This window comes from Myroides phaeus, assembly GCF_900099675.1.
Taxonomy (GTDB): Bacteria; Bacteroidota; Bacteroidia; order Flavobacteriales; family Flavobacteriaceae; genus Flavobacterium; species Flavobacterium phaeum.
This window is the reverse complement of the sequence record NZ_FNDQ01000013.1, coordinates 1-16,339: the sequence shown is the minus strand read 5'-3', so window position 1 is coordinate 16,339 and position 16,339 is coordinate 1. Positions and strand designations below refer to the sequence as shown.

At 32.2% G+C, this 16,339-nt stretch carries 15 protein-coding genes and 3 tRNA genes; 13 read left to right on the top strand and 5 right to left on the bottom strand.

Features of this window, described 5'->3' with window-relative positions; all coding sequences use genetic code 11:
• The first annotated feature begins 4 nt into the window (after nt 1-4).
• Nucleotides 5-859, top strand: coding sequence for an acetyl-CoA carboxylase, carboxyltransferase subunit beta (gene accD / locus BLT46_RS08015; RefSeq protein ID WP_090408896.1), 855 nt, complete (start codon nt 5-7; stop codon nt 857-859).
• A gap of 72 nt (nt 860-931) precedes the next feature.
• Here accD and BLT46_RS08010 read toward each other — a convergent pair whose 3' ends face one another.
• Nucleotides 932-2,179: an ABC transporter permease gene (locus BLT46_RS08010; RefSeq protein ID WP_090408893.1), complete on the bottom strand. Its 1,248-nt coding sequence runs from the start codon at nt 2,177-2,179 to the stop codon at nt 932-934.
• Nucleotides 2,180-2,378: 199 nt separating this feature from the next.
• On the opposite strand from BLT46_RS08010, the gene purH reads away from it, so the two are divergent.
• Genes purH through BLT46_RS07975 form a run of 7 tightly spaced genes read left to right on the top strand, consistent with a single transcriptional unit; the run spans nt 2,379 to nt 10,052 of the window.
• The gene (gene purH, locus BLT46_RS08005; protein WP_090408890.1) at nt 2,379-3,905 is read left to right on the top strand and encodes a bifunctional phosphoribosylaminoimidazolecarboxamide formyltransferase/IMP cyclohydrolase; all 1,527 of its coding nucleotides are present in this window, start codon (nt 2,379-2,381) and stop codon (nt 3,903-3,905) included.
• Nucleotides 3,906-3,959: 54 nt separating this feature from the next.
• Nucleotides 3,960-4,988, top strand: a complete 1,029-nt coding sequence (locus BLT46_RS08000) for a rod shape-determining protein (RefSeq protein ID WP_090408887.1) — start codon at nt 3,960-3,962, stop codon at nt 4,986-4,988.
• A gap of 9 nt (nt 4,989-4,997) precedes the next feature.
• A complete protein-coding gene (mreC, locus tag BLT46_RS07995; protein WP_090408884.1) occupies nt 4,998-5,828 on the top strand; it encodes a rod shape-determining protein MreC in 831 nt (276 codons plus the stop codon).
• Entirely contained in the window at nt 5,821-6,345 is a 525-nt protein-coding gene (locus tag BLT46_RS07990) for a rod shape-determining protein MreD (RefSeq protein ID WP_090408881.1), read from the top strand. Before mreC ends, BLT46_RS07990 begins: the two co-directional genes overlap by 8 nt.
• Nucleotides 6,342-8,207: a penicillin-binding protein 2 gene (mrdA, locus tag BLT46_RS07985; protein WP_090408866.1), complete on the top strand. Its 1,866-nt coding sequence runs from the start codon at nt 6,342-6,344 to the stop codon at nt 8,205-8,207. Before BLT46_RS07990 ends, mrdA begins: the two co-directional genes overlap by 4 nt.
• Entirely contained in the window at nt 8,204-9,457 is a 1,254-nt protein-coding gene (gene rodA, locus BLT46_RS07980) for a rod shape-determining protein RodA (protein ID WP_090408862.1), read from the top strand. Before mrdA ends, rodA begins: the two co-directional genes overlap by 4 nt.
• 46 nt (nt 9,458-9,503) lie before the next feature.
• A complete protein-coding gene (locus BLT46_RS07975) occupies nt 9,504-10,052 on the top strand; it encodes a hypothetical protein (RefSeq protein ID WP_245722965.1) in 549 nt (182 codons plus the stop codon).
• Between the two features lie 351 nt (nt 10,053-10,403).
• Here the strand turns inward: BLT46_RS07975 and BLT46_RS07970 are convergent, their stop codons facing one another.
• The 4 genes from BLT46_RS07970 to BLT46_RS07955 all read right to left on the bottom strand — a co-directional run bounded on the left by BLT46_RS07970 (nt 10,404) and on the right by BLT46_RS07955 (nt 10,965).
• Entirely contained in the window at nt 10,404-10,550 is a 147-nt protein-coding gene (locus BLT46_RS07970; protein WP_245722964.1) for a hypothetical protein, read from the bottom strand.
• Nucleotides 10,551-10,684: 134 nt separating this feature from the next.
• Nucleotides 10,685-10,760: transfer RNA gene (locus BLT46_RS07965), tRNA-Phe, on the bottom strand.
• 26 nt (nt 10,761-10,786) lie between these two features.
• Nucleotides 10,787-10,859: transfer RNA gene (locus BLT46_RS07960), tRNA-Phe, on the bottom strand.
• A 33-nt stretch (nt 10,860-10,892) separates the two neighbouring features.
• Nucleotides 10,893-10,965, bottom strand: a tRNA-Phe gene (locus BLT46_RS07955).
• 127 nt (nt 10,966-11,092) lie between these two features.
• Between BLT46_RS07955 and BLT46_RS07950 the strand changes: the two genes are divergently transcribed.
• The 5 genes from BLT46_RS07950 (at nt 11,093) to BLT46_RS07930 (ending at nt 16,188) form a co-directional block, all read left to right on the top strand.
• Nucleotides 11,093-11,842: a type III pantothenate kinase gene (locus BLT46_RS07950; RefSeq protein ID WP_090408858.1), complete on the top strand. Its 750-nt coding sequence runs from the start codon at nt 11,093-11,095 to the stop codon at nt 11,840-11,842.
• Nucleotides 11,820-13,079, top strand: coding sequence for a BamG family beta-barrel-assembly machinery protein (locus BLT46_RS07945; protein WP_090408855.1), 1,260 nt, complete (start codon nt 11,820-11,822; stop codon nt 13,077-13,079). The genes BLT46_RS07950 and BLT46_RS07945 overlap by 23 nt, the downstream gene beginning before the upstream one ends.
• Before the next feature lie 20 nt (nt 13,080-13,099).
• Nucleotides 13,100-13,657, top strand: a complete 558-nt coding sequence (lptC, locus tag BLT46_RS07940; protein ID WP_090408853.1) for an LPS export ABC transporter periplasmic protein LptC — start codon at nt 13,100-13,102, stop codon at nt 13,655-13,657.
• Nucleotide 13,658: 1 nt separating this feature from the next.
• On the top strand, nt 13,659-13,850 hold the full coding sequence (locus BLT46_RS07935; protein ID WP_090408851.1) for a hypothetical protein: 192 nt from the start codon (nt 13,659-13,661) through the stop codon (nt 13,848-13,850).
• Nucleotides 13,851-14,085: 235 nt separating this feature from the next.
• A complete protein-coding gene (locus BLT46_RS07930; RefSeq protein ID WP_090408849.1) occupies nt 14,086-16,188 on the top strand; it encodes a peptidylprolyl isomerase in 2,103 nt (700 codons plus the stop codon).
• Nucleotides 16,189-16,339: the final 151 nt, after the last annotated feature.

The following is a 16,339-nucleotide window of genomic DNA, read 5'->3' as shown; positions in this document are numbered from 1 at the left end:
TTTTATGGCTTGGTTTAAAAGAAAAGAAAAAGGAATTCAGACACCAACAGAAAACAAAAAAGATATTCCTAAAGGTTTATGGTATAAATCACCTACTGGAAAAATTATTGATTCTGATGAATTAGCACATAATTTATGGGTAAGTCCAGAGGATGGATATCACGTTCGTATTGGTAGTAAAGAATATTTTGAAATTCTTTTTGACAACAACGACTACAAAGAAATAGCCAAAAGCCTTTCTTCAAAAGATATTTTAAAATTTGAAGATACTAAAAAGTATGTAGATCGTTTAAAAGAAGCAATGGCTAAAACGCAATTGAAAGATGCTGTTAGAGTTGCTGTTGGTAAATCAAAAGGAGAAAAATTAGTAGTTGCTGCTATGGATTTTGCTTTTATTGGAGGTTCTATGGGATCTGTAGTAGGAGAGAAAATTGCACGTGGAATTGACTACTCTTTAAAAAACAACATACCTTTCTTAATGATTTCAAAATCAGGAGGAGCACGTATGATGGAAGCAGGTTTTTCATTAATGCAAATGGCGAAAACTTCTGCAAAATTAGCTCAATTGAGCGATGCTAAAATTCCGTACATTTCATTGTGTACAGACCCTACAACAGGAGGTATTTCTGCATCTTTTGCAATGTTAGGAGATATTAATATCGCTGAACCTGGTGCATTAATTGGATTTGCAGGTCCTCGTATTGTGAAAGATACAACTGGTAAAGATTTACCAGAAGGATTCCAAACATCTGAATTCTTATTAGAACACGGATTCTTGGATTTCATCACTCACAGAAGAGATCTTAAAAAGAATGTAAATCAATATTTAGATTTAATTCTTAATAGACCAATGAGATAATATTACTCGTTATTATACCAAAAAAGGGCTAACTCAAATCTGAAGTTAGCCCTTTTTACTTTTTATATTTTACTATCCACCCATTCTAATTGCTTCAACAGGATCTAATTTTGCTGCTGAACGAGCTGGCAACAACCCCGATATCAAGCCAATTATCCCTGATAAGAATAATCCTATTACAATATTATAGAAACTCAATACAAATTTAAAATCAGCAAAGCTATTAATAAGTAAAGCTACACCCCATACCAAAAACAATCCTACTACCCCTCCTATTAATGCCAATATCACAGCTTCAAAAAGAAACTGAAACATAATAAATCTACTCTTAGCTCCTATTGCTTTCTGTACTCCTATCAAATGTGTTCTTTCCTTTACAGAAACAAACATAATATTAGCAATTCCAAAACCTCCCACTAATAAAGAAAAACCACTGATAACCCAACCAACTACATTCATCTTTCCTACAATCTCATCAATCATATCCAACATTCCACCAAAGACATTAATAAAGAAGTTATTCTCCTCGCTTACTTTAATACCACGAAACATTCGTAACTTAGAAGTTATTTCCTGTTCAAATTGTTTAATATCACTTCCTTTAAAAGGTTTTAAAACGATAGCAGGAGTACCTTTTATATTAGTATCGCCATAAAGCTGTCGCAAGAAATTTACTGGAAAAAACACCGTCTCATCATGACTACCTCCAAGAGCCTTTCCTTGTTTATTTACAACGCCGACAACCCGAAAATTACGTCCATAAAGACGAACTGACTTACCTATAGGATCGTAATTTTTAAACAAAGTATTTGCTATTTCATAACCAAGAACGACAACTGCAGCTCCTTTTGTAGATTCTGCCTCATTAAAAAAACGACCATTCCCAATTTTTACATTATCTAAAAACTCCATTTCAGAGGTACAAGGCTTTACGCTTACACTTTCGACAACATTAGCCCCAAATTTAATATTCTCCCCACGTGTAAAAATACTATAAGATATAAACTCTACTTCTTTCAAGTTTCTCTTTAAATAATCATACTCTTCATAAGTAACCTTGGGAAACCTATCGATCTTCCATTTAGGAACATCCGTTGGTCCAAAAGAATGATTAAAAACGTACATCATACTTCGGTCGAGTCCACTTAATTCAGACTTTATATTTTTATCCATAGAATCTACAGCTGCAAGAACAGCAATGATTGAGAATATACCAACTGTAACCCCTAATAGAGATAGTAAAGTCCTTAACTTATTAGTAATCAAAGCAGCCCAAGCAAAACTAAAACTCCCTAAAATCAGTCTTAAATACAACACCATAACTTACTAAAAACATTGTGAATACGTCATATAAATAAGACGAAAGTTAGTTCTGTACATCCTAAAAAAACATACATTCTTCTAAATTAAACATTATTGTAAAAAAAGAAAAATAATAGTCAAAAAGTTGCAGATTAAACTTTGATTAATAGACTTACAATGGTTACTTTTGCTTTTTACTAAAACACACACACACAACATGAACACAATTAAAAAAATTCAATCGGCATTGATTTCCGTTTTTGATAAGAACGGTTTAGAGCCGATTGTTAAGGAGTTACACAAGCACAATGTAACTATTTACTCAACAGGAGGAACAGAAACTTTCATTAAAGAATTAGGAATTCCTGTAGTTCCAGTAGAAGACGTAACTTCTTATCCTTCAATTTTAGGAGGAAGAGTTAAAACCTTACACCCAAAAGTATTTGGTGGAATATTAAACAGACAAGATCACGAAGGAGATATTGCTCAAATGAAAGAATTTGATATTCCTCAAATAGACTTAGTAATTGTTGACTTATATCCATTTGAAAAAACTGTGGCTTCAGGAGCTGTAGAAGCTGATATTATAGAAAAAATTGATATTGGAGGTATTTCTTTAATTAGAGCTGCTGCTAAGAATTTTAAAGATACAGTAATTGTTGCCTCTGTAACAGAATATGATTTGTTTTTACAAATGTTACAAAACAACAATGGAGGAACAAGTCTTGCTGAAAGAAGATTATTAGCTACTAAAGCATTCCACGTTTCTTCTCACTATGACAGTGCTATTTTCAATTATTTTAATGCAGAAGAAACTACATTAAAAATCAGTATTGATAATGGAAACGAATTAAGATATGGGGAAAACCCACATCAAAAAGGACACTTCTTTGGTAATTTTGACGAGTTATTTCAAAAATTACACGGAAAAGAATTGTCTTACAACAATTTATTAGACGTTGATGCTGCTGTTAATTTAATGAATGAATTTAAAGGAGGATTACCAACATTCGCGATATTAAAACACAATAATGCTTGCGGTGTAGCTCAAAGAGCAACAATGAAACAAGCTTATCTTGATGCTTTAGCAGGAGATCCTACATCTGCATTTGGAGGTGTTTTGATTGCTAACGACAAAATAGATGTAGAAACAGCAGAAGAAATAAACAAATTATTCTGTGAAGTAGTAATTGCTCCATCATTTGATGAAAAAGCAATTGAAATTTTACAAGAAAAGAAAAATAGAATTATTTTAGTTTTAAACGATATAGAACTCCCTACAAAACAAGTTCGTACTTGTTTGAATGGTATCTTAGTTCAAGACAAAGACAATATTACAGACAATAAAGACATCTTGAAAACCGTTACTAAATTATCTCCTTCTACAAAAGAAGTAGATGATTTATTATTTGCTTCTAAAATTTGTAAGCACACTAAATCAAATACAATTGTTTTAGTAAAAGACGGTCAATTATGCGCTTCAGGAACAGGACAAACATCACGTGTAGATGCATTGCGCCAAGCTATTGAAAAAGCAAACTCTTTTGATTTTAATTTAAAAGGAGCAGTAATGGCAAGTGATGCCTTTTTCCCATTCCCAGATTGTGTAGAAATTGCAGGAAATGCAGGAATAACAGCTGTAATCCAACCAGGAGGTTCTATTAAAGACGACTTAAGTATTAATTATTGTGATGAAAATAATATCGCAATGGTACTTACAGGAATTCGTCATTTTAAACATTAATTTATTACTTTTGTAACGCACAAATTATATTAACTATAAAAGCCTTTTAATTGTATGGGATTTTTTGATTTTATGACTGAGGATATCGCGATCGACTTAGGAACAGCGAATACTCTAATCATACACGATGGAAAAGTGGTTGTAGACAACCCTTCTATTGTAGCCCGAGATAGAACAACGGGAAAAATTATTGCTGTCGGGAAAGAAGCAAGTTTGATGCAGGGGAAGACACATGGTAATATCAAAACAATCCGCCCTTTAAAAGATGGTGTAATTGCTGATTTTGATGCGTCAGAAAAAATGATAAGCCTCTTTATCAAAAGCATTCCTTCATTAAGAAAAAAAATGTTTACGCCTGCATTACGTATGATCGTTTGTATCCCTTCAGGTATAACTGAAGTAGAAATGCGTGCTGTAAAAGAATCTTGTGAACGTGTGAATGGTAAAGAGGTTTACTTAATACACGAACCTATGTCTGCTGCAATAGGTATTGGTGTTGACATTATGCAACCTAAAGGAAACATGATTGTTGATATCGGAGGAGGAACAACAGAAATTGCTGTAATAGCTCTTGGGGGAATTGTTTGTGATAAATCAGTAAAAATTGCTGGTGATGTATTTACAAACGATATTATTTATTATATGCGTACACAACACAACTTATTTGTTGGAGAGAGTACAGCAGAAAAAATAAAAATTCAAATAGGAGCCGCAACAGAGGATTTAGAAACTCCACCTGAAGATATGTTAGTTCAAGGTCGTGACTTACTTACTGGTAAACCAAAACAAGTAACTGTATCGTACAGAGAAATTGCTAAAGCTTTAGATAAGTCTATTCAACGTGTAGAAGATGCTGTAATGGAAACGTTATCTCAAACTCCACCTGAATTAGCAGCTGACATCTATAATACAGGTATTTACTTAGCAGGTGGTGGATCAATGTTAAGAGGTTTAGACAAACGTATTTCACAAAAAACAGATTTGCCTGTTTACATTGCTGAAGACCCATTAAGAGCAGTAGTAAGAGGAACAGGTTTAGCTATTAAAAATCTTGATAAATACAAAAGTGTATTGATCAAATAAAAATAACTTATGCAGCAAATAATCAATTTCTTTATAAAAAACAGTACTAAGCTACTGTTTTTGCTGCTTTTAGTCATATCATTCGGATTAATAATTCAAACACACTCTTTTCATCAGAGTTCTTTTATTAGTTCAGCGAATGGTGTGACTGGTTATGTCTATGAAAATGTAAATGATTTTAAAGAATATATGCACTTAAAAACAGAGAATGATGCTCTTGTTTTAGAAAATGCACTTTTAAAATCAATTGTTTACAATAGTACATCAGAACAAGATTCTGTTGAAATAAAGAAACTCATGCCTTTAGAAAGGCAGGAGTTTTCTATTATTGTAGCCAAAGTAATCCGCAATACCTTTAATACAAAAGAAAACTACATCACTATTAAAGGTGGTTCTAAGCAAGGTATCGAAAAAAACATGGCCGTTATTAATAGTAATGGAGTTTTAGGTATCATTGAAAGAACTTCAAACAACTATTCGACTGTACAAAGTATCTTAAACGTTAAATCTAAGATTAATGCTAAAATTAAGGGTTCTAATCACTTTGGTACTTTAGAATGGGATGGTAAAAACACTGGATATGTGCATTTATCAGATATACCAAGATTAGCAGAGATCTACAAAGGAGATACTATCGTTACTGGTGGTGATTCAACTATTTTTCCTGAGAATATTCCTATTGGTGTAATTGATAAAGCATATACAAATGAAACATCAAACTACTTCACCATTTCAGTTCGCTTATTCAATGATATGACGAACTTAGGATACATCTATGTTATCACTAACAAAGATCTAGAAGAAATTAATCAACTTGAAGAGGAGACTACAAATGAATAGTATTGCATTTTCAAATATTGCTCGATTTATAGTGTTGTTAATCGCACAGATTTTAATATTTAACAATATTGATCTGTTTGGTTTTATCAACCCTTTTCCCTATATCCTATTCATAATACTTTACCCTTCAGAAAACTCAAAACCTATATTTTATATAGCAAGTTTTATGTTAGGTTTAGTAGTAGATATGTTTGAAAACTCTGGAGGAATTCACGCAGCTTCAAGCTTAATTCTTGCTTTTTTCAGACCTTCTGTACTAAAATTTTCTTTTGGTATTAGTTATCAATATCACAACTTAAACATTATCAAAAAAGTAACTAAAGATCTTTTTAGATCATTAGAAGTAATGGGATATATTGTTATATCTGTAGTTATTCATCATATTGTATTATTCGGATTAGAGTTTTTTAGATTTAATTTCGTTTGGGAAATCTTGTACAGAACATTACTTACAACAATCACTACTCTATTAGCTTGTATTTTAATTCTATTTTTGATTAAACCATCTAAGAAATGAGAAAATTGTTATTGCCAATTATAATTGTAACTGTTACAATTGTAATTCTATCAAGACTATTTTATTTACAAGTTGTAGATGATACATATATCAAAAAATCAGAAAATAACGCACTAAAAATAGTCTATGAATATCCTGAAAGAGGTTATGTTTTTGATCGTAATGGCAAATTATTGATAGCAAACCAACCGTCTTATGATATTATGGTTATTCCAAGGGAAGTTAAAGACATTGACACTTTAGCCCTTTGTAACTTATTAGACGTATCTATAGAAACGTTTAATACTAAACTTGAAAAAGCAAAAAAATACAGTCCGCGTTTACCTTCTATTTTCTTACCACAATTGAATAAAAGAGAGTATGCTGCATTTCAAGAAAAAATCAGAAACTTTAAAGGTTTTTATATTCAGAAACGTAACTTAAGAGACTACCAAGTTTCTTCTGGAGCAAATATTTTTGGATATATACGACAAGTTAACGAACAAAATATTAAATCTAATCCATACTACAAATCGGGTGACTTAATAGGTATTCAAGGAATTGAACAACAATATGAAGAAACACTTAGAGGTACTAAAGGGGTTAGATATATACAACGAGATCGCTTTAATAGAGAAATAGGCTCGTTTAAAAATGGTATATATGATACTTTAGCTGTTAAAGGAGAAGATATAACCCTTACAATAGACAGTGAATTACAAGCTTATGGAGAGCTTTTAATGCAAAATAAAAGAGGAGGAATAGTAGCAATTGAACCTAAAACAGGCGAAATATTAGCGCTTGTTAATGCTCCAAGTTACGACCCCTCTCTACTTGTAGGACGTGAAAGGTCAAAAAATTACACTAAATTATATAATGATTCTTTAGCTAAACCGTTATATAATCGTGTATTATCAGGAGAATATTCTCCTGGATCTCCTTTTAAAATCCTTACAGCATTAATTGGATTACAAGAAGGCGTAATAACACCGCAAACTACCTTTAGTTGTAATAGAGGTTTCTATTATGGAAAGGGCGCGTGGATGGGCTGTCACGATTCAGGTAATTGGAACTTAAATACTGCTATTGCAAAATCTTGTAATACTTATTTTGCCAATGCTTATAAACGTGTAATTGAAAAATATAAATCTCCTACTGTAGGGATTAATAAATGGAGTGAGCATCTACATAGCTTTGGTTTGGGCCAATTTTTAGGTTATGACTTGCCTGAAGGAAGAAAAGGGCATATTCCTGATGCTGATTACTATAATAGATGGTATCCAAATGGAGGATGGAGAAGTACAACAACAATTTCTAACTCCATCGGACAAGGTGAGGTTATACTAACTCCAATGCAACTTGCTAATATGATGGCTGCCGTAGCTAACCACGGTTACTACTATACACCTCATATCATCAAGAACATTGAACATCACGATATTGACAATAAATTCACTACTAAACACCAAACAACTATTGATCCTCAGCATTTCTTACCGATTGTACAAGGAATGAATGATGTATTTAATTTTGGTACTGGTAGATCCGTATATGTTGACGGTTTAGATATGTGTGGTAAAACAGGGACGGTAGAAAACTTTACCAGAATTAATGGTAAACGTTATCAATTAACAGACCACTCAGTGTTCGTTGCTTTTGCTCCTAAAGAGGACCCTAAAATTGCAATTGCTGTATTCATTGAAAACGGATACTGGGGAAATCGCTGGGCAGCTCCGATAACAAGTTTAATGATTCAAAAATATTTATTAAAAGAAATTGTAAGAAAAGATCTTGAAGATAAAATGTTAAAAGGTAGCTTACAATCAGAGTACGATAGGGTTCTTCAATTATATAGAGCAACAGAGAAAGCACATAAAAAATGAAAAATGTAAGTGTTCAAAAAAATATTGACTGGATTACGATACTAATATATGTTTTATTAGTGTTTGCTGGTTGGATAAACATTTACTCTGCCTCTTTACCTGCGGAGACAACTTCTATCTTTGATCTTAAACAAATATATGGAAGACAATTAATGTTTATAATTATGTGTATTCCTCTTATTATTTTAATTGTCTCAATAGACGCGAAATTTTATGAGAAATATGCATTGGTATTTTATGTAATAGGACTACTATCAATACTTGGATTATTCTTTTTTGGTAAATCCGTAAAAGGACAAACTAACTGGTATCAAATAGGAGGTTTTGGTATACAGCCATCAGAATTTGTAAAAACTACAACTGCATTACTATTGGCTAAATACCTCTCAGACAATCAAACTCATTTAGCCACATTTAAAGAGCAAATTGCAGCTTTAGCAATTGTTGGTATACCTACCCTATTTATTTTAAAACACGATACAGGAAGTGCTATGTTATTCGTATCTCTTGTTTTTGTTTTATACAGAGAAGGTTTGCCAAGTTGGTACTTATGGACTGGTTTTATTGCTATTATTCTATTCGTACTTGCACTTGTAGTTAAGCCAATAATAATTATCACCTTAATCATTATAGCTGTAAGTATTCATTTTTATATGAATAAAAAAATCACAAGAAACCCCGTTTTTTACATTATTTTAACAGCAATAATGACTACTTTTGTCCTTTCAGTAGATTACGTTTATGATAACGTTCTTGAGTCCCATCAAAAAGACAGAATAAATGTCTTAATTGGAGAAGAAGTAAATTTACAAGCTGAAGGATATAATTTAAATCAATCAAAAATTGCTATCGGCTCAGGAGGTTGGTCAGGTACAGGCTTTTTAGAAGGAACACAAACAAAAGGTGGTTTTGTTCCAGAACAGCATACTGATTATATTTTTACAACAGTTGGTGAAGAATGGGGCTTTACAGGAGCAACAGTTGTAATCGTTTTATTTGTAGGATTATTCTTTAGATTAATATACTTAGCAGAAAGACAAAAGAAAACTTTTAACAGGGTATATGGATATTGTGTAGTATGTTTTCTCTTTATACATTTTGCTTTTAATATTACAATGCTAATTGGTTTATTCCCTACAATTGGAGTTCCATTACCTTTTTTCTCTTATGGAGGGTCGAGTTTAATGGCATTCACAGTTCTACTTTTTATCTTTTTAAAATTAGATGCTAATAAAATTAATGAGTGGTAAGTAACGCCACAATAAAAAGAACATAATAAAAACTCACAATAAAAAAATGAAAAAGAAGATGCTTTTAGTTGCAATACTTTTCGCAACTACAACTAGCACAATGGTTGCTCAAGAACTTTCTAAAGAGCTTCCTACAACTAATAATGCTATCCAACAACTACAGACAACTGAAGAATTAGAACACGCTAAAAACGCAGTTGCTACAGATTTAAAAATTGAAGAGCTAAAAGTACAAAATGAACTTGACGCTGCTAAAAAATTAAAGCAACAACAAAAAATTGAAGCTCAAAAGCAAAAAGCAGAATTAAAAGCTCAAAAACAAACAGAAAAAGAACAAAAACTGGCTATTAAAAAACAAAATGATATAATTAAAAGCCAAAAGAAATTAGAGAAAACTACTGCTAAGCTTCATAAAGCTCAAGATAAATTTAATGCAGAAAACATTAAATTCACACAAAAGAAAGCTTTAGGGAAACTTACTCCAATCGATGAATTAAAAGGAAAAGGAAAACTTTTAAAACTTCAAACTAAAATAACTGAATTAGAATTTGAGGTTAAAAGACAAACTTTACAAGTAAATGCTTTAACTAAATAACACGAAAGGCTACTCATTTTAATGAGTAGCCTTTCTTTATTTTTATTATCTACAATTCAATTCAAATAGCAATCTACTTTTAAATTGGAGTAATCCCTCCTTATAATGATCATTACCCAATAGAAGGCAATAGAGCCTTTTTACGCCCTTCTTCCCCATTACTTACCTTATATATTACACCCCCATAAATAAAGCCTTTAAGAACTCTATTTAGAAGTATCCATAAAAGCCTTTCAGAGCGCAATTTAGAGGCGTCAGAAATATTGATTTCTTCCTTTACAGATTAGCTAAACTTTATGCGTAAACACAACTTTTGTGCTTGACCCATAAAATCCTTTGGAAACTAATTGTTTATCTGGAAGTTGATGACCATAATCGTTTTTTTTCTTCGAAGTAAATATCTAAACGACTATTTAATTCTTCAACTTTTGTAATATTAAAGTGCTCTACCAAGTACTCAGGTAGGATTAGTTTTAGTATTTCTTTGCTATCCATCATGATGCAAATATATTATTTTACAACTTCCTCCCCAACTTTTGTGCCTGATCCCAAATAAACCTATGTTTTGTAAACCTATTTTAGGAAGGACAATTAAAACAAAAAAGCCGATACATTACTGTATCGGCTTTTAGTGGTGGTGCCTCCAGGAATCGAACCAGGGACACAAGGATTTTCAGTCCTTTGCTCTACCAACTGAGCTAAGGCACCAGTGAGCTTACCATGTTTTAAATTAGTGGTGCCTCCAGGAATCGAACCAGGGACACAAGGATTTTCAGTCCTTTGCTCTACCAACTGAGCTAAGGCACCAGTTTTAAAACTACTTACTAAAAGCTAAATTAGTGGTGCCTCCAGGAATCGAACCAGGGACACAAGGATTTTCAGTCCTTTGCTCTACCAACTGAGCTAAGGCACCAATTGGCTTTTAGTATTGAACAATGTTGTTCTGTTAAGCGGTTGCAAATATAGAACAGTTTTTCTTTCTTCCAAAACTTTTTTAGAAAAAAATCATTCATTACCTTTGCTAAACTTAAAAAAAACGCATGATTTTAGCCATTGACATAGGCAATACTCGAACGAAAATAGCTAAGTTTGAAAACAATAGGTTTTCTGAAACTCTATTTTTTGACGATGAAAAAAAAGTTGATTTTTTTTTAAAAAAAATTTCAACAGAACACGAAAAACTACAAATCATCCTATCTTCGGTTGGAAAAATTAATGAAGAAACTTTCAATTGGTTAAAACAAAATACCAATCTTATCGTTATATCTCATAAAAGTAGCTTCCCTTTTAAAAATTTATATGTCACTCCAAACACATTGGGCATAGACAGAATGGTTCTCGCTGCAGGTTCGGTAATGCAATTTCCTAAAGAAAATCGTTTAGTGATTGATGCAGGTACATGCATTACCTATGACTTTATAAATAATAATGACGAATATTTAGGTGGTGCAATATCCCCTGGGTTAATGTTGCGATATAAATCGCTAAATGATTACACAGAAAAGTTACCTTTGCTACATCCAGAAGATATAGATTATTTGATTGGAGATCAAACAACAAATGCTATACACTCAGGTATCATAAATGGTGTTACAACAGAAATAGATGGTGTAATCGCTGAATACCAAAAAAAATATCCTCAATTAACCGTTATTTTGACCGGAGGAGATACACTTTTTTTGGCAAAAAGATTAAAAAATGTAATATTTGCTAATTCAAACTTTCTTTTAGAGAGTATGAACTCTTTATATCAATACATAATTGAAAATGATAAAAAAAATCTTCCTTAGCCTAAGCCTTATTTGTGGTTCCATTGCAATGGCACAACAAGGCAACGCTTCTCCCTATTCTTTTTACGGAATAGGTAATGTTAATAACAGTGGTACGAATGAATATAAAGCTATGGGTGGAACAAGTGTTTACGCAGATAGTATTCACATCAACTTAAATAACCCAGCATCTTTTGGTAAGCTTAAACTTACAACATTCTCACTTGGGGCAACAGCTAAATTCTATGACTTTGCATCTGATGATTCCAATAATAAAGCAAAAAGACAAACATTAGACTATATCGCTGTAGGTTTTCCTATCGCTAAAAAAGTTGGTGTTGTATTTGGATTAACACCATTTTCTAATGTTGGATATAAAATAAATGGTCAATATAAAAACGACCAAAATCAACTTATTAAAAACTCTTTTGAAGGTAATGGTGGAGTAAATAAAGTGTTTTTAGGAGCTGGTTATGAAGTTACTCCTAACATACACATAGGTATCGATGCTGGTTATCACTTTGGAAATATCACAAATGAGGCCTATAGAAATATTGCTAATATAGGCGATGGTTCGCCCCTACAAACAGTTTCAAGAGAATTACAAGAATTGAATTACAGAGGTGTATCTTTAAAAACTTCAGTACAATATACTGGAAAATTTAAACAATACGATTGGCAAGCTAACGTAACATATAGCCCACAAACAAAATGGTCTAATGATAACCTAACTAAATTACAGCTTGTAAGATTAAACCAAGTGATCGAATCACAAACTATTATTGATGGCAACAGAAAAATTACAAATCCTCAGGCTTTAGCTATGGGACTTGGTTTTGGTAAAGAGCACAAATGGTTTGTAGGAGCACAATATACATTTACAGAAAATAGTAAGTTAGCCGATTCTTGGAATACATCTTCTATTTCATCATTTGAAAATTCGAATAAATTCTCAGTTGGAGGTTTCTATATTCCTAAATACAACTCTTTTACAAGCTATTTTGATAGAATTGTTTATAGAGCAGGTATTAGATACGAAAATACTGGTTTAGTATTGAACGATAAAGCAATCAATGACATGGCTGTAAACGCAGGTTTTGGTTTCCCTATTGGAAGAAGCTTTACTAACTTAAACATCGGATTTGAATACGGATCGAGAGGTACTAAGACTAATGGTCTTACAAGAGAAAACTACTTTAGTATGTATGTTGGCTTCTCAATGAACGACCTTTGGTTCAAAAGAAGACGTTTTGAATAATATCTATTCATTATCATAAAATGAAATACATAAATAAATCGATAAGCATTCTTTTATTTATCTTATTTTCTTTTTGCTTATTCTCTTGTGAGAGTAATTTTAAAGAAATACAAAAAATAAACAAAGTCACCTTCTTTCCAGCTGGTGAAGCAGAGAATATGCGTTTACAATATATCGATTCAGGTAGAGTAAAAGCTATATTACTAAGCCCTACGATGTTAGACTATAGCAATGTTAAATATCCTTTTACTGAATTTCCTAAAGGAGTTCATCTTACCTTTTTTGATGCTGATAACAACAAAAATACTGTTGTTGCAGATTACGCTATTAGTTATACAAAAACAGAACTAATAGACTTGCAAGGAAATGTTGTTATAACAACACATGATGGTAAAAAACTTGAATCAGACCAATTATATTTTGATCAAAAAAATGAATGGTTCTTTACAGAAGGAAAATATAAAGCTTCTACTGACAAAGAAAACTTTACAAGAGGAATTGGAATTGACTTCGATAGTAAATTAAAAACAGTAAAAGCAACTAATAGTTATGTTGAAAGCATAAACAAACAGAATTAATATGAAAGCATTAAGAATTATACCTTTCTTCTACTTAGTTATTGCAGCACTATTTATATATGATGCAATCGATAAAATAAGCAAAGGAGAAAACAACTTCTGGTTAAACTTTATAATAGCTGGAGTAGCAATCTTCATGTTTTTCTTCAGAAGGAAGTTTGCAAAACGTATGGATAATTACAATAATAAGTAACAATATCTCAAAGGTGTAATCATAGTTGATTACACCTTTTTTTTGTACTTATACCATTACTAAATTATAAGTTATAAGCTCCAATATAGTCGGAATTAAAAATTATTAGACAATTAATTTAAAAATACAAGAAAAAAGATGTGAATTGTCGTAAAATAATAGCATCACTCCTTTTATTATTAAATAGATAATTGTATTTTCGCTCACTGAAAAAAATTACACATAATAAAAAAGCATGGCAGTTTTATCAAAAATTAGACAAAAATCCGCTCTGTTAATTGCAGTAATAGGTATTGCTTTATTAGCATTCGTTATTGGCGACGTAGTAAGAAGCACGGGAGGTGGACTATCAAGAAATGTTGGTAGTATCAACGGAGAAGAAATCAACACACAAGAATTCTTACACAAAGTAGCTCAAGCTGAGAAAAACGGACAAATGAGTAACACTCAAGCAAGTGTGGCTGTTTGGAACAGTGAAGTAAACAATATTTTACTTACTACTGAGTTCGAAAAATTAGGATTACGCATTGGTAAAGACCAATTGGTAAATGTTGTAAAAAACAACCCAAACTTTGCTAATAATCCTGAATTCTTAAATCAATTAGGACAGTTTGACGTTAACAAATTCAACCAATTTGTTTTAATGATGAAACAAGCTGGACAAGAGCAATGGAATGCGTGGTTAGCTTACGAAAAAGAACTTGAAAAAGTAGGTCTTGAGCAAATGTATTTCTCTTTAATCCAAGGAGGAATCTACACTACTCAAACTGAAGCTAAAGCAAGTTACTTAGCTGATAATAGCAAAGTTTCTTTTGACTATGTTACTGTACCTTATTCTACAGTGAACAACGAGGAAGCTGCTGTTTCTGATGCTGCTATCATAGATTATATGAAAAAACACGAGAACAGATTTAAATCTGAAACAACTCGTGAATTACAATATGCTTTCTTAGCAAGTAAACCTTCTGACTCTGATAAAGATGCAGTAAAGGAAACTATTGAATCTCTATTACAACCAAGAGTTCAATATAATGCTGAAACTAAGAAAAACGACACTATTCCTGGATTCAAAACAATTAAAGATGTTGAGTCTTTCGTAAACGCAAACTCAGATATTAAATTCGATAGTTTATACTACGCTAAGAAAGATCTTCCGTTAGAATACCAAGAAGAGTTATTTAACTTACAACCTGGTCAAGTATTTGGTCCATATGTTATGGGAGACTACTACTGTGTTTCTAGATTACTAGACAAAAAACCAGGTCAAAGAGTTGACGCTGCTCATATCCTAATCACTTACGCAGGATCTGCTGCTCCTGGTTCAACAAGAACTAAAGAAGAAGCTAAAGCGAAAGCTGAAGAAATCTTGAAAAAAGTTCAAGAAGCTCCTGCTACATTTGCAGCTGTTGCAACTGTTGAAACAGAAGATCCAGGATCTAAAAACAACGGTGGAAAATATGAAGATATTCCAAACGGACAAATGGTTAAGCCATTTAACGACTTTATCTTTAATAATCCTGTTGGAAAAATTGGTTTAGTTGAGACTGATTTTGGTTACCACGTAATCCAAGTTATCAATAAAAAAGAAGGTGCTAAATTAGCTACTGTTGCTTTAAAAATTGAAGTATCTGACGCAACTGCTGATGAGTTATTCACTAAAGCTACTACATTAGAACAAGACGCAGCTTCTGCTAATGACTTCATCATGACTGCTAAAGGTTTAGGTTTTGATACTCAAAATGACGTAACTGTTCGTCCTTTTGAAGAGTTCTTACCTGGTGTAGGAAACCAAAGAAGTATTGTTGCTTGGGCTTTTAACAAAGACACAAAAGATGGTACTATCAAAAGATTTGATAATGCTGATGGACACATCATCGTTAAATTAAAATCTAAAAACGATACAGGTTTAATGCCAATCGAAGAAGTAAAACCATTCATTGAGCCAATCTTAATGAACGAGAAAAAAGCTCAAATCATTAAACAAAAAATGACTGGTAAAACTATAGAAGAGGTATCTGCTAATTCTAAAGCATCTATCGCTTCTGTATCTGAAGTTAGCTTAAATGCTCCACTTATCACTAATATCGGAAACGAACCATTAGTAGTAGGTACAGCTTTCGCAACTGCAGTTAACCAAAACTCTAACCTAATTGATGGGGCAAAAGGAGTTTATATGGTAAAAACTAAAAACGTTGCTAATGCTCCTGAATTACCAAACTACAACAGCTACAAAGCTAAAGTTGAAAATGGTGTTCGCAACATGGCTCAAATGAGAGTTATGAAAGCATTAAAAGACAATGCCAAAATTAAAGATAACCGTATCGGTGTTATCCAATAAACTATAAAAACTTGCAAAAGAAGCCATCTGTACTCCAGATGGCTTTTTTTATGTCTGTGTCCCGTCCTAAAATAGGTTTACACAAAATAGACTTATTTATGAAAGAGACAGAAAACACAAGGGAAAAGCGTAGTCAACGAGATTATACTTT

What these genes read in the sequence shown, in the direction of transcription:
- BLT46_RS07930 (WP_090408849.1), top strand. Translation starts at nt 14,086, where the DNA reads ATGGCAGTTTTATCAAAAATTAGACAAAAATCCGCTCTGTTAATTGCA.
- rodA (WP_090408862.1), top strand. Translation starts at nt 8,204, where the DNA reads ATGAAAAATGTAAGTGTTCAAAAAAATATTGACTGGATTACGATACTA.
- purH (WP_090408890.1), top strand. Translation starts at nt 2,379, where the DNA reads ATGAACACAATTAAAAAAATTCAATCGGCATTGATTTCCGTTTTTGAT.
- BLT46_RS07950 (WP_090408858.1), top strand. Translation starts at nt 11,093, where the DNA reads ATGATTTTAGCCATTGACATAGGCAATACTCGAACGAAAATAGCTAAG.
- accD (WP_090408896.1), top strand. Translation starts at nt 5, where the DNA reads ATGGCTTGGTTTAAAAGAAAAGAAAAAGGAATTCAGACACCAACAGAA.
- BLT46_RS07935 (WP_090408851.1), top strand. Translation starts at nt 13,659, where the DNA reads ATGAAAGCATTAAGAATTATACCTTTCTTCTACTTAGTTATTGCAGCA.
- BLT46_RS08000 (WP_090408887.1), top strand. Translation starts at nt 3,960, where the DNA reads ATGGGATTTTTTGATTTTATGACTGAGGATATCGCGATCGACTTAGGA.
- BLT46_RS07970 (WP_245722964.1), bottom strand. Translation starts at nt 10,550, where the DNA reads ATGATGGATAGCAAAGAAATACTAAAACTAATCCTACCTGAGTACTTG.
- lptC (WP_090408853.1), top strand. Translation starts at nt 13,100, where the DNA reads ATGAAATACATAAATAAATCGATAAGCATTCTTTTATTTATCTTATTT.
- BLT46_RS08010 (WP_090408893.1), bottom strand. Translation starts at nt 2,179, where the DNA reads ATGGTGTTGTATTTAAGACTGATTTTAGGGAGTTTTAGTTTTGCTTGG.
- BLT46_RS07990 (WP_090408881.1), top strand. Translation starts at nt 5,821, where the DNA reads ATGAATAGTATTGCATTTTCAAATATTGCTCGATTTATAGTGTTGTTA.
- BLT46_RS07975 (WP_245722965.1), top strand. Translation starts at nt 9,504, where the DNA reads ATGAAAAAGAAGATGCTTTTAGTTGCAATACTTTTCGCAACTACAACT.
- BLT46_RS07945 (WP_090408855.1), top strand. Translation starts at nt 11,820, where the DNA reads ATGATAAAAAAAATCTTCCTTAGCCTAAGCCTTATTTGTGGTTCCATT.
- mrdA (WP_090408866.1), top strand. Translation starts at nt 6,342, where the DNA reads ATGAGAAAATTGTTATTGCCAATTATAATTGTAACTGTTACAATTGTA.
- mreC (WP_090408884.1), top strand. Translation starts at nt 4,998, where the DNA reads ATGCAGCAAATAATCAATTTCTTTATAAAAAACAGTACTAAGCTACTG.